The sequence below is a fragment of the Streptomyces sp. GbtcB7 genome (assembly GCF_019091445.1).
Lineage (GTDB): Bacteria > Actinomycetota > Actinomycetes > Streptomycetales > Streptomycetaceae > Streptomyces > Streptomyces mirabilis.
The window spans coordinates 19,919-32,568 of record NZ_JAGXJM010000067.1 but is presented as its reverse complement, the minus strand read 5'-3'; the positions used below and the strand labels follow the sequence as shown (position 1 = coordinate 32,568).

The window sequence follows — 12,650 nt, the reverse complement described above, 5'->3', positions numbered from 1 at the left end:
GTGGCCGTCGGCGCTGGTGCGGCGGGTGCGGCCGTCCGGTTGCCCGCCGCCGTTGCCGGCGTTGTTCACCAGGACGTCGAGTCGGTCCACCAATGATCGAATCTCCCCGGCCATGCGGCGGACCTGGTCGAGGTCGGCGAGGTCCGCGGTCACGGTCCGGGGTCTGGATACGCCGCAGGCCGCGAACTGGTCTGCGATGCGGTCGAGTTTGGCCTGGTTGCGGCCGTGCAGGATCAGGTCGACGCCGTCGGCTGCGAGGCGTTCGGCCAGCGCCAGGCCGAGGCCGTCGGTGGCGCCGGTGATGAGGATGGTGCGGGAAAGGGCCATTACTGGTCTCCCAGGTCGATCGCTGTGTTGATCGGGGGTTGTGCGGCCTGCGTGAGGGTGGCCGTGAGGTCCTCGACGAGGTCGTCGCCCATGGGCTGGTGCGTGGCCAGGAGGCGATACCACAAGGTGCCGAACACGATGTCCAGGACGGTGGACGCGGCAGGACGGGGCGGCAGGTCGCCCCGTGTCCGGGCCCGATCGAGGACCACCTGGAGCGCGTCGCGCCGACGCTGCAGAAAGGCACTGCGGAAGAGTTGGCCGAACTCCTCGTTGATCTGGGCCTCCGCCATCAGGACGCGCAGGATGTCGACGACACGCTGCTGGCGGCTGAGGCGGAACGTGTCCCCCAGGAAAGCCCGTACGTCGTCGGTATAGGAGCCGTGGTCGGCGTTCGTGACGTACAGATCGGCTTTCACTGCGAGCGCTTCGAGGAGAACGTGGGCCTTGGAGGGCCCCCAGCGGTAGATCGTCTGTTTGCCGCATCCGGCGCGGTTGGCGATTCCCTCGACCGTCAGGCCCACGTAGCCGACCTCGCCAACCAGTTCGAACGCCGCGACCAGGATCGCCATCCGGCTCTCCTCGCTGCGCTTGCGTCCCGGGCGTGACTCCGAAGGGGGTTGCTTGTCCATGACCATGGAGGCTAGCTTAATTCGAGACGCGGCGGTTCGAAATAAGGAGATGTCATGTCCCAGCGCACTGCCCTCGTGGTCGGGGGAACGTCCGGTATCGGGCTCGCAACGGCCCGCTTACTCCAGGCACGTAGTGCCACGGTGCATATCGCCGGCCGCAGCAAGGAGCGCCTTGACGCCCTTGCCGTCACCGGCGCCGGACTGGTCGGGCACCGGGCCGACGCCGGAAACCCTGACGAGATGAGCGCCCTCGCCGAGGCGACCGGCAGCATCGACTGGCTGGTCCTGGCGGCCGGAGGAAGCGAAGGGCCGGGGCCGTTAGCCGATCTCGACCTGACGATGCTGCGACGAGCGTTCGAGGCCAAGTTCTGGCCGCACGTCACCACGATCCAGGCGGTCCTACCGCACCTCACACCGGACGGGTCGATCACCCTGCTCAGCGCCATCACCGCGCGGACCGGCATGCCAGGAACCGCCGGCATCGCCGCCCTCAACGGCGCCGTAGAGGCCCTGGTCAGGCCGCTGGCCGCGGAACTCGCTCCGATACGGGTGAATGCCGTCTCTCCCGGGCTCGTCGATACGCCCTGGTGGAACGGCCTGCCGGAAGAAGCCAAGCGCGAGTACTTCGCACAAACGGCTACCACTCTGCCGGTCCGCCACATCGCCTCGGCACAGGAGATCGCCGAGGTGGTGGCCTTGGCCGCCACCAATGCCAACCTCACCGGCACCATCATCGAGACCGACGGGGGCGCGCGTCTGGTCTCGCTCGACTGACGCGCTCACCGCGCCGTGGTGTCCTGCCCTGCCGCCTCGCCTCGGCAGGGCAGGACCGACACTCAAAGCCGAACACCGGGGTGGCCCCGGGAGCAGTTCACGCTCGGCGAAGACCTTCTTGGCGACGAGGGGGGCGTTGATGGACCGTGGCATCGCGCAGTAGACGGCCGCGTGCAGCAGCACTTCGGCGATCTCGGAGGCGGCAGGCCGACGTTGAGCGCGGCGTTGATGCGTACTTCGAGCTCGATCTCGCAGCCGCCAAGCGCGGCGAGCCGGGGTGATCAGCGGCCAGTCGCGCAGCAACCACTAGCACCGGCAAGACCGAATGATCAACCCCCGAAGGACTTCGAGGCGAGACCACTTAGAGGGCGGCCAGCCGTGCCGAAGACGTCGCATTGCTGTAGGCCACGACCGCGGCCAAGGCCAGAGCGAGTAGCAGCCCGGAACAGGCGGCACCGGAGGCCGGGCCGAGCGCGGCGAAGATGCCAGCGCCGATCACGGAGCCCAGGCCGATCAACACCGCGTCAGATACGCCGACGCGGCGCTTCATCGCGCCCGCCCCGCCGGGGCTCCCACTTGTTCATCGCCCACAACACGGCCTTCGTCGGCGCCCTCTGCGACGCCGTCGAGGACGCGGGCGCCCGCGCCCAGCCCCTGTACGTCGCCTCCCTGCGTGCCCCCGAGCCCGAGCTGATCGAGGAGCTGCGGGCGGCCGACACGATCGTGACCACGGTGCTCGCGGCGGGCGGCGCGAAGGCCGCCGAGGCGTCCGCCGGCGGTGACGACGAGTCATGGGACGCGGGTGCCCTCACCGGCCTGGACGTCCCGATCCTGCAAGTCCTGTGCCTGACCGGCTCGCGGACCGCCTGGGAGGAGAGCGACGAGGGCGTCTCGCCACTGGACGCGGCGAGTCAGATCGCGGTCCCGGAGTTCGACGGCCGTCTGGTCACCGTGCCGTTCTCCTTCAAGGGGATCGACGAGGACGGACTCCCGGCGTACGTCGCCGATCCCGAGCGGGCGGCCCGGGTCGCCGGAATCGCCGTACGGCACGCGCGCCTGCGCCACATCCCGGCCGCCGAGAAGCCACTCGCCCTCGTGCTCTCCGCGTACCCGACCAAGCACTCCCGGATCGGGAACGCCGTCGGCCTCGACACCCCCGCCAGCGCGGTCGCACTCCTGCGCCGACTCCTCGACGAGGGTTACGACTTCGGTCCCACGGAGGAGATCCCCGGCCTGGTCTCCGGCGACGGCGACGAGCTGATCCGGGCGCTGATCGAGGCGGGCGGCCACGACCAGGACTGGCTCACCGAGGAGCAGTTGGCCCGTAACCCGGTCCGGATCCCGGCGGCCGACTACCAGCGCTGGTACGCGACCCTGCCCGAGGAACTGCGCTCGGCCGTCGAGGAACACCGGGGCCCGGCCCCGGCGAGATGTTCGTCGACCGCAGCCGCAACCCGGAGGGCGACATCGTGCTCGCGGCCCTGCGCCGCGGGAACCTGCTGATCCTCATCCAGCCGCCACGCGGCTTCGGCGAGAACCCGATCGCGATCTACCACGACCCCGACCTGCCGCCCTCGCACCACTACCTCGCGGCCTACCGCTGGATCGCCGCCCCGCACGCGGACGGTGGCTTCGGGGCCGACGCGATGGTCCACCTCGGCAAGCACGGCAACCTGGAATGGCTGCCCGGCAAGAACGCCAGCCTGTCCGCCGCCTGCGGCCCCGATGCCGCGCTCGGCGACCTGCCACTCGTGTACCCGTTCCTGGTCAACGACCCGGGGGAGGGCACCCAGGCCAAGCGCCGCGTCCACGCCACGCTCGTCGACCACCTGGTCCCGCCGATGGCCCGCGCCGACTCGTACGGCGACATGGCGCGCCTAGAGCAACTCCTGGACGAGTACGCCCAGATCGCGTCCATGGACCCGGCGAAACTCCCCGCGATCCGCGCCCAGATCTGGACCCTCATCCAGGCCGCCAAGCTCGACCACGACCTCGGCCTGGCCGATCGCCCCGAAGACGACGGCTTCGACGACTTCCTCCTCCACGTCGACGGGTGGCTGTGCGAGATCAAGGACGCCCAGATCCGCGACGGCCTGCACGTGCTGGGCAACCCGCCGCAGGGCGCCGACCGGGTCAACCTCGTCCTCGCCATCCTCCGCGCCCGCCAGATCTGGGGCGGCGCCACGGCCCTGACCGGCCTGCGCGAAGCACTCGGCCTGGACGAGTCGGCGCCGGGCCGGGCGGCGGCCGATCCCGTCGAGGAGCGGACCCGCGCCCTGGTCCAGGCGATGGACGACGCGGACTGGGACCCGGCCGCCGTCCCGACCGCCCAGGGCGAACAGATGGCCGCCATCCTGGAGTTCGCCGCCCGCGAGGTCGTCCCCCGCCTCGCCGCGGCCATCGCCGAACTCGACCACACCGTCCGCGCCCTGAACGGTGGCTTCGCCCCCGCAGGACCCTCCGGCTCGCCCCTGCGCGGCCTGGTCAACGTCCTGCCGACCGGCCGCAACTTCTACTCGGTCGACCCCAAGGCGGTCCCGTCCCGCCTCGCCTGGGAGACCGGCCAGGCTCTCGCCGACTCCCTCCTGGAGCGTTACCGCACAGACAACGGCGACTGGCCCACCTCCGTCGGGCTCTCCCTGTGGGATACGAGCGCGATGCGCACGGCGGGCGACGACGTGGCCGAGGCCCTTGCCCTGCTCGGCGTCCGCCCCCTCTAGGACGATGCCTCGCGCCGGGTCACCGGCCTGGGGCCCATCCCGTACGAGGAACTGGGCCGCCCCCGCATCGACGTGACGCTGCGTATCTCGGGCTTCTTCCGCGACGCCTTCCCGCACGCGATCGGCCTGCTGGACGACGCCGTACGCCTGGCCGGCTCCCTCGACGAACCGGCCGACGCCAACTTCGTACGCACCCACACCCAGGCAGACCTGGCCGAACACGGTGACGAGCGCCGGGCCACCACCCGGATCTTCGGCTCCCGCCCCGGCACGTACGGCGCGGGCCTGCTCCAGCTCATCGGCTCCCGCGACTGGCGCACGGACGCCGACCTCGCCGAGGTCTACACCGTGTGGGGCGGCTACGCCTACGGCCGCGAACTCGACGGCCGCCCGGCGCGCGACGAGATGGAGACGGCGTACAAGCGCATCGCGGTGGCCGCGAAGAACACCGACACCCGCGAGCACGACATCGCCGACTCGGACGACTACTTCCAGTACCACGGCGGCATGGTGGCGACCGTCAGCGCGCTGCGGGGCACGGCTCCGGAGGCGTACATCGGCGACTCCACCCGCCCCGAGACCGTCCGCACCCGCACTCTGGTCGAGGAGACCTCCCGCGTCTTCCGCGCCCGGGTCGTGAACCCGAAGTGGATCGAGGCGATGCGTCGCCACGGCTACAAGGGTGCCTTCGAGCTCGCCGCCACCGTCGACTACCTCTTTGGCTACGGCGCCACCACGGGCGTGGTCGCCGACTGGACGTACGACAAGCTCACCGAGACGTACGTCCTGGACCCCACCAACCGCGAGTTCCTCCAACAGGCCAACCCGTGGGCCCTGCACGGCATCGCCGAGCGGCTGTTGGAAGCCGTCGCGGGGATGTGGGCGAAGCCGGACCCGACGGTGCTGGACGCGCTGCGGCAGGTGTACCGGAAACGGAGGGGGACCTCGAAGGCGAGGGTTGAGCCTGCCCCGAGCCGAGCCGAGCCGAGCCGACGGGGCGGCTCCTCGGAGATTTATTGCATATCTGATGCAATAGCGACAATCTTGCAGTAAGGCCGGAGCGTGGGCCAGAGTGGTATCGAGGGCGTCACCACACGAGCCGGGTGCGGGGCGCGTCATGCCTGACACCGTCCGAATGAATCCCGGATATTGCCCCGCACCTCCCGGCAGCCTCGGCAAGAACAGTGACCTCGACTCGCCCCGCGCCAAGGTCGGCGACCTCGCCCTATTTCTACGAATCGGTCTCGATCCTCGCCGCCGCTTGGGCGGCGACGGTGGCCGGGCAATCATGAGGCCATGCACCGGCCGCTCCGCCTCCATGCCCCCGAGTGGGTCACGGCCGACGATTCGACCCTGAACGTCGCGCTCGTGTACCCGATGCAGGGGCCTGCCGGGATTTTCGGTCCCGCCTGTGAGGCATGCGCCCGGCTTGCCGCCGAGGAGGTCAACAAGGCGGGCGGGGTGCTGGGCAAGGAACTGCGGCTCCTTGAGGTTGACGGTGGCGGGGATCCACAGGCGGTCGCGCGGGACGTGGAGGCGCTGGTCGCGACCGGAGCGGTGCACGGTGTGACCGGGTGGCACATCTCGTCCGTCCGGCAGGCGGTGGCACCGCGGATCGCGGACCGGGTGCCGTACGTCTACACAGCCCTGTACGAGGGCGGCGAGCGCACCGACGGTGTGTTCATGACGAGCGAGACGCCCGACTGGCAGCTGCTGCCCGCGATGAGGCTGCTCGCCGAGACGCGGGGCGTGCGGCGCTGGTTCGTCGTCGGCAACAACTACGTCTGGCCCCGGCGCACGGCCAGGGCGGCCCGTCGCTACGCCCGCGCGTGCGGGAGCGGCCGGGTCTGCGGCGAGGCGTATCTTCCGCTGGGCTCCGAGGACTTCGGGGGCGTGCTGCGGCGGATCGAGCACGCGGACGCGGACGGCGTACTCATGCTGCTGGTCGGGAGCGACGCGGTCCGCTTCAACCGGGCCTTCGCCGCCTCCGGGCTCGACCAGCGGTGTCTGCGGCTGAGCACGCTGATGGACGAGAACATGCTGATGGCCAGCGGCCCCGAGGCGACCGGCGACCTCTTCAGCACGGCTGGGTTCTTCGCGTCACTGGCCAACCAGGACACCCTCGACTTCCACGGCCAGTACGCCGCCCGGTTCGGAATCGAGGCACCCGCTCCGGGCAGCCTCGGCGAGTCCTGTTACGAAGGCGTGCTGCTGCTGGCGGCGCTGATCGAACGGGCGCGCACCCTGGATGTCTCCGCGATCGGAGCCGCGGCGGACGCGGTCTCGTACGAAGGACCGCGAGGGCTGCTCCATCTGCAGGACCGGCACGTACGCCAGCGCATCTACCTGGCGGAGGCGGACGGGCTCGACTTCAACGTGCTCGCCCAACTGCGCGCTCCCCACGACCTGTTGTGACCCGGCCCCGACCCGTCGCTCCTCTGTCGCCCAGGGCGTCGGCCAGCCGGTCCAGCAGGGTTTCCAGGTGCGCCCCGTCCTCTTCCGTGAGCAGGGGTTCCAACTCCGACCAGTCAGACCGCACTTCACGGACCAGCAGCTGCCATCGCCGCATGCCCCGCGGGGTGAGGTGAGCCAGCACGCGGCGCCGGTCGGCGGGGTCGACACGGCGGAAGACCAGGTTCTGGTCGACGAGTTGGTCGATCAGCTTGGTGAGGCTCGGTGCCGGCAGGAAAGCGCGGTCGGCGAGGGCCGTCATGTTGTGCCCCTGCCCGTCCGAGAGCAGGTCGAGGACCCGCCACGCCTCCACCGAGCAGTCGAACTCGTCGAGTACGGACTGAACTCGGCGTACGGAGAGACGCTCGGCCCTTGTCAACAGGTGGAGCAGTTCCTGGGGCCGCCTCGTCGCCATCGCACTCCTCCGCTCGGACCCTCGACTCCCCGTGACGGGGATGCCGGGAGCCTACCTTCGATCACCTCACCCTTGACAAGGGGAACAAGAAAAACAGATCCTTTCCGCAGGAAGCATTAATAGCCGTTGCTGAGATGCCGTCAAGTGCGCGTCTTCAGCGACGGCTTTCGCTTTTTGATCCGCTATTTCGCTTCCGCTGGAAACTATCCTTCAATTACGCGGAAACGCGGTGGAAACAGTTTCCTCGCAGGCTGTGGACGCACTTCAGCGACCAGCCCGGACGCCACCCCGGAACGGCTGGGGGATCCGTGCGCCAACGCCGCCGTTTCTGAAGCGCGTTCCATCCATTCCCTCCCCAGAGTCTTCCGCTCTCTTCGCATCGCCCTTCGGGGCATGGAGGTTTTGTATGTCCGGGCTCAGCATCAGCAGGCGTGGCCTGTTGGCCGGTATGTCAGCGGTCGGCGCGTCCGCCGCCCTCAGCGCCTGTGGCGCAAAGACCGGAGACAGCTCCTCGACCGACGGGTCCGGCGCCAAGGCGGACACGTCCGGCAGTACGGTCAAGGTCGGTCTGCTCAACTCACTGTCGGGCACCATGGCCATCAGCGAGGTCACGGTCCACAACTCGCTGTTGCTGGCCATCAAGGAGATCAACGCGGCCGGCGGTGTGCTGGGCAAGAAGCTCAAGGCCGTCAGTCAGGACGGTGCCTCCGACTGGCCGACCTTCGCGGAGAAGGCGGAGGCGCTGATCAAGGACGACAAGGTCGCGGCCACCTTCGGCTGTTGGACCTCGGCCAGCCGCAAGGCGGTCAAACCGGTCTTCGAGCGGTACAAGTCGCTGCTCTTCTACCCCGTGCAGTACGAGGGCCTGGAGCAGTCGCCGTACATCTTCTACATCGGCGCGACCACCAACCAGCAGATCATCCCCGCGCTGGACTACCTCAAGAAGCAGGGCCTGACGAAGCTCTACCTGGTCGGCAGCGACTACGTCTTCCCGCGCACCGCCAACAAGGAGATCAGGGCGTACGCGAAGGCCAAGGGCATGACGGTGGTCGGCGAGGACTACGCGCCCCTGGGCTCCACGGAGTTCAGCACCATCGTCAACAAGGTCAAGGACTCCGGCGCGGACGCCGTGTTCAACACCCTCAACGGCGACAGCAACGTGGCCTTCTTCAAGGAGTACAAGTCCTCGGGGATGACCGCGAAAAGCATGCCTGTCCTCTCGGTCTCCATCGCCGAGGAGGAGGTGAAGAGCATCGGCACCCAGTACCTGGAGGGCCAGCTGACCGCGTGGAACTACTACGAGACCACGCCCGGTGCGGCGAACACCAAGTTCGTGAAGGCGTACCAGGCCGAGTACGGCAAGGACAAGCCGACCAGCGACCCGATGGAGGCCGCCTACATCTCGGTCTACCTGTGGAAGGAGATGGTCGAGAAGGCCGGCTCCTTCGACGTCGCCAAGGTCAAGACGGCCTCGGACGGCATCACCCTCGACGCACCCGAGGGCAAGGTCACCGTCGACGGAGCGACCCAGCACGTCTACAAGACGGCCCGGATCGGCAAGGTCGGCGCCGACGGCCTCATCACCGAGGTCTGGAACTCGGGCTCACCGATCAAGCCGGACCCGTACCTGAAGGGCTACTCCTGGGCCTCCGGCCTCTCCTGAGCCCGGCTCCGGCCCTTCCTGCGGCCGACCCCGGCCACTCCTGAGGCCAACCCAGCCCTTCTTGGACGGACCCGGCCTTCCCCAGGCCGGGTCCCGTCCCACGCCCGCACCCCCGTCCCCTCACCGGGAGCCGCTTCATGACGGTCATCCTCAACCAGTCGTTCACCGGCATCAGCATTGGTGCCGTCCTCCTGCTCATCGCGCTCGGCCTGACCCTGACCTTCGGTCAGATGGGCGTCATCAACATGGCGCACGGCGAATTCATCATGGCCGGGGCCTACACCACTTACGTCCTGCAGAAGTCGATCAGCAGCGCCGGTATCTCGCTGCTCGTCGCCCTGCCCGTGGCCTTCCTCGTCGCCGGCGCCATGGGAGCGCTCCTGGAGTGGCTGCTCATCCGGCGCCTGTACACCCGGCCGCTGGACACCCTGCTGGTCACCTGGGGTGTCTCCTTGATGCTCCAGCAGCTCGCCCGTGACATCTTCGGCGCCCCCAACGTGCAGACCCACGCCCCGGACGTCCTCACCAGCAACATCTCGGTGGGCGGCGGCATCACGCTCGCCAACAGCCGGCTGTTCATCCTCGGGCTCGCCCTGCTCAGCGTCCTGGCCCTCACGCTCATCCTGCGGCGCACCCCGCTCGGACGCCGTATCCGGGCCGTCGTGCAGAACCGGGACCTCGCCGAGGTGTCCGGCATCGCCACCGGCCAGGTCGACCGGATGACGTTCTTCATCGGCTCGGGCCTCGCGGGCGTGGCCGGGGTCGCGCTCACGCTGGTCGGCCCGATCGGCCCGACGATGGGCACCAACTACATCGTCGACGCCTTCCTGGTGGTCGTCGTGGGCGGCATCGGGCAGCTGAAGGGCAGCGTGATCACCGCCTTCGCGCTCGGTGTGCTCCAGTCGGTCCTTGAGTACTCGACGACGGTCAGCGTCGCGAAGGTCATCGTGCTCGTGGCTATCGTCGCCTTCCTCCAGTGGCGACCCCAGGGCCTGTACACACTGCGCACCCGGAGCCTGGCGTGACAACAACAACGACCACAGCCGCGGCCGCGGTGCCCCCGGTGACCCTGCTGGAACGCTTCCGCGTGCCCGGCGGCTTCGCCCTCGGCGCGATCGTTCTCCTCGGCATCGCCCCGCTCGCCCTCTCCGACTTCCGCCTCTCCCTCCTCGCCAAGTACCTCTGCTACGCGATCGTGGCCGTCGGCGTCAGCCTCGCCTGGGGCCGCGGCGGGCTCCTCGTGCTCGGCCAGGGCGTCTTCTTCGGTCTCGGCGGCTACGCCATGGCCATGCACCTCAAGCTCGCCGACGCCGCCGCGGCCCCGGGTGGCGGCCCCGGCGCACTGCCCGACTTCATGCAGTTGTACGGCTCCGGGGGCGCCCTTCCCTGGTGGTGGAAGCCCTTCGCCAACCCTGGGTTCGCGCTCGCCGCGACCGTCCTGCTGCCCATGGCCGTCGCCGCGCTGCTCGGCTTCTTCATCTTCCGCCGCCGGGTCAAGGGCGCCTACTTCGCGATCCTCAGCCAGGCCATGGCCGCGGCCCTCTCCATCTGGCTGGTCGGCCAGCAGGCCACCACAGGCGGCACCAACGGACTCACCGACATGCAGGGCTTCTTCGGCTACTCGCTGGACGACCCGGTCAACCAGCGGATGGTGTACTTCATCATCGCCGTCGTCCTGCTGCTCCTGATGGCACTCGCCCGCCAGCTGTTCGTCAGCCGCTACGGCGAACTCCTCATCGCCGTGCGCGACTCCGAGGAGCGGGTCCGCTTCCTCGGCTACGACCCGGCCAACGTCAAGCTCGTGGCGTACGTCGTCGCGGCGGGGATGGCGGGTCTGGCAGGTGCCTTGTTCGTGCCGGCGGTCGGGATCATCTCCCCTGCCCTGATCGGGATCGTGCCGTCCATCGGCTTCGTCATCGGCGCGGCGGTCGGCGGCCGGGCGTCGCTGGTGGGCGCGGTGCTCGGCGCGGTCGCCGTGGCCTGGGCACAGAGCACGCTGTCCGACGAGTTCCCCGCCGCCTGGACCTACTTCCAGGGGCTGCTGTTCATCGTGGCGGTCGGCTTCCTGCCCGGCGGTCTTGCCTCACTGGTGACCGTCGTCCGCAACCGCCGTACCCCTACCACCCGTTCAGGAGAGACAGCATGAGCGGCGAGGGACTGACCATCCGCGATCTGCGCGTCACGTTCGACGGCTTCAAAGCCGTCGACGGCGTGAACCTGGACATCCAGCCCGGGGACCTGCGCTTCCTCATCGGTCCGAACGGCGCCGGAAAGACCACCCTGGTCGACGCGGTCACCGGCCTGGCGAAGGCCACCGGCTCGGTCCGCTTCGGCGACCAGGAACTCATCGGCAAACCCGTGCACCGGATCGCCCGCCTCGGCATCGGCCGTACGTTCCAGACGGCCACGGTCTTCGAGCAGCTGACCGTGCTGCAGAACCTCGACATCGCGGCCGGCGCCGGACGCGGAGTGATGACGATGCTCCGGCGCCGCAAGGGCATACCGGAGCCGGTGACCAAGGCACTGGAGACGACCGGCCTGACGGACCTGCGCGACCGCCCGGCCGGAGTCCTTGCCCACGGCCAGAAGCAGTGGCTGGAGATCGGCATGCTGCTCGTCCAGGACGTACGGCTGCTCCTGCTCGACGAGCCGGTCGCCGGAATGAGCCACGAGGAACGTGAGGCCACCGGCGAACTCCTCCAGCGCGTGAGCGAGGACCACACGGTCGTCGTCATCGAACACGACATGGACTTCATGCGCTCCTTCGCCCGCAGCGTCAGCGTCCTGCACGCCGGCAAGGTGCTCAGCGAGGGCACGGTCGCCGAGGTCCAGGCCGACCCCAAGGTCCAGGAGGTCTACCTGGGCCGCGCCTCTGAGCCCGAGCCCGCCCCCGCTTCCGTATCTGTCGCCGAGGAGGCGTGACGCCCATGCTGGAGATCAACACCGTCCAGGCGGGCTACGACCGCACCACCGTGCTGCACGGCGTGACCGTCCAGGTCCCGAAGGACGGCGTCGCGGCCGTCCTGGGCCACAACGGTGCCGGCAAGAGCACGCTCCTGCGCGCCGTCATGGGCCTGCTCAAGCCGAAGAGCGGGACGATCATCCTGGACGGGGAGGACATCACCCGCCTCGCCCCGCACCAGCGGGTGGCCCGCGGCATGGCGTACGTACCGCAGGGCCAGCAGTCCTTCCCGCACCTCACCACCGCCGAGAACCTCCAGCTCGTCGCCGACGGCCGCCCAGACGGCAAGGAGGCCATCGCCGAGGCCCTGGACCTCTTCCCCGCGCTGCGCGAGCTGTCCGGCCGCCGCGCCGGACTGCTCTCCGGCGGCCAGCGTCAGCAACTCGCCATCGCCCGCGCCCTGGTCACCCGCCCGCGCCTGCTCCTGCTCGACGAGCCGACCGAGGGCATTCAGCCGTCCGTAGTCGCCGAGATCGAGGAGACGATCCTGTCCCTCGCCCGGCGCGGCGGCCTGTCGGTCCTCCTCGTCGAACAGCACGTCGGCTTCGCCATGCGCGCCGCTCAGCACTACTACGTGTTGGAAGCGGGCCGGGTGACCTCGTCCGGAGAGGGGGGAACGGGAGCCGAACAGACCGTACGGGCGGCGCTCAGCGTATGAAGCCACGTCACTTTCCCTGACGGGGGCGGTTATGGACCGGGGCCGGGGGAT

The 12,650-nt window shown here is 69.5% G+C and carries 10 protein-coding genes and 3 pseudogenes; 8 read left to right on the top strand and 5 right to left on the bottom strand.

Annotation, left to right across the window (positions count from 1 at the left end; genetic code table 11):
* Both KVT44_RS52720 and KVT44_RS52715 read right to left on the bottom strand, forming a co-directional pair.
* Positions 1 to 327 (bottom strand): SDR family oxidoreductase (locus tag KVT44_RS52720; RefSeq protein WP_217575978.1); only part of this gene is annotated, 327 nt, incomplete at its 3' end.
* On the bottom strand, positions 327 to 956 hold the full coding sequence (locus tag KVT44_RS52715) for a TetR/AcrR family transcriptional regulator (protein WP_254651101.1): 630 nt from the start codon (positions 954 to 956) through the stop codon (positions 327 to 329). The genes KVT44_RS52715 and KVT44_RS52720, both read right to left, overlap by 1 nt.
* A gap of 54 nt (positions 957 to 1,010) precedes the next feature.
* On the opposite strand from KVT44_RS52715, the gene KVT44_RS52710 reads away from it, so the two are divergent.
* Positions 1,011 to 1,730, top strand: coding sequence for an SDR family oxidoreductase (locus tag KVT44_RS52710; RefSeq protein WP_217575974.1), 720 nt, complete (start codon positions 1,011 to 1,013; stop codon positions 1,728 to 1,730).
* A gap of 87 nt (positions 1,731 to 1,817) precedes the next feature.
* Here KVT44_RS52710 and KVT44_RS59510 read toward each other — a convergent pair.
* Together KVT44_RS59510 and KVT44_RS52705 are read right to left on the bottom strand one after the other, a co-directional pair.
* Positions 1,818 to 2,002: pseudogene (locus KVT44_RS59510) on the bottom strand (carboxymuconolactone decarboxylase family protein); the annotation flags it as partial.
* A 92-nt stretch (positions 2,003 to 2,094) separates the two neighbouring features.
* Positions 2,095 to 2,280: pseudogene (locus KVT44_RS52705) on the bottom strand (amino acid permease); the annotation flags it as partial.
* A 26-nt stretch (positions 2,281 to 2,306) separates the two neighbouring features.
* Here KVT44_RS52705 and cobN point away from each other — a divergent pair.
* A pseudogene (gene cobN, locus KVT44_RS52700) lies at positions 2,307 to 5,503 on the top strand (cobaltochelatase subunit CobN).
* 243 nt (positions 5,504 to 5,746) lie between these two features.
* Positions 5,747 to 6,865 (top strand): substrate-binding domain-containing protein, encoded by a 1,119-nt coding sequence (locus KVT44_RS52695; RefSeq protein ID WP_217575972.1) that lies wholly within the window; start codon positions 5,747 to 5,749, stop codon positions 6,863 to 6,865.
* On the opposite strand, the gene KVT44_RS52690 is transcribed toward KVT44_RS52695, so the two are convergent.
* Positions 6,822 to 7,316, bottom strand: a complete 495-nt coding sequence (locus KVT44_RS52690; protein WP_217575970.1) for a MarR family winged helix-turn-helix transcriptional regulator — start codon at positions 7,314 to 7,316, stop codon at positions 6,822 to 6,824. The two genes, KVT44_RS52695 and KVT44_RS52690, sit on opposite strands and share 44 nt — an antisense overlap.
* Before the next feature lie 406 nt (positions 7,317 to 7,722).
* Here KVT44_RS52690 and urtA point away from each other — a divergent pair, with 406 nt between their 5' ends.
* From urtA to urtE, 5 genes are all read left to right on the top strand, one after another.
* Positions 7,723 to 8,979, top strand: coding sequence for an urea ABC transporter substrate-binding protein (gene urtA / locus KVT44_RS52685; protein ID WP_217575968.1), 1,257 nt, complete (start codon positions 7,723 to 7,725; stop codon positions 8,977 to 8,979).
* A gap of 137 nt (positions 8,980 to 9,116) precedes the next feature.
* Positions 9,117 to 10,004, top strand: coding sequence for an urea ABC transporter permease subunit UrtB (gene urtB / locus KVT44_RS52680; protein ID WP_217575966.1), 888 nt, complete (start codon positions 9,117 to 9,119; stop codon positions 10,002 to 10,004).
* Between the two features lie 44 nt (positions 10,005 to 10,048).
* Positions 10,049 to 11,125 (top strand): urea ABC transporter permease subunit UrtC, encoded by a 1,077-nt coding sequence (gene urtC, locus KVT44_RS52675; RefSeq protein ID WP_254651104.1) that lies wholly within the window; start codon positions 10,049 to 10,051, stop codon positions 11,123 to 11,125.
* Complete coding sequence (gene urtD / locus KVT44_RS52670) at positions 11,122 to 11,901, top strand: urea ABC transporter ATP-binding protein UrtD (protein ID WP_217575962.1); 780 nt, start codon at positions 11,122 to 11,124, stop codon at positions 11,899 to 11,901. The genes urtC and urtD overlap by 4 nt, the downstream gene beginning before the upstream one ends.
* A 5-nt stretch (positions 11,902 to 11,906) precedes the next feature.
* On the top strand, positions 11,907 to 12,599 hold the full coding sequence (gene urtE / locus KVT44_RS52665) for an urea ABC transporter ATP-binding subunit UrtE (protein WP_217575960.1): 693 nt from the start codon (positions 11,907 to 11,909) through the stop codon (positions 12,597 to 12,599).
* The last annotated feature ends 51 nt before the right edge of the window (positions 12,600 to 12,650 follow it).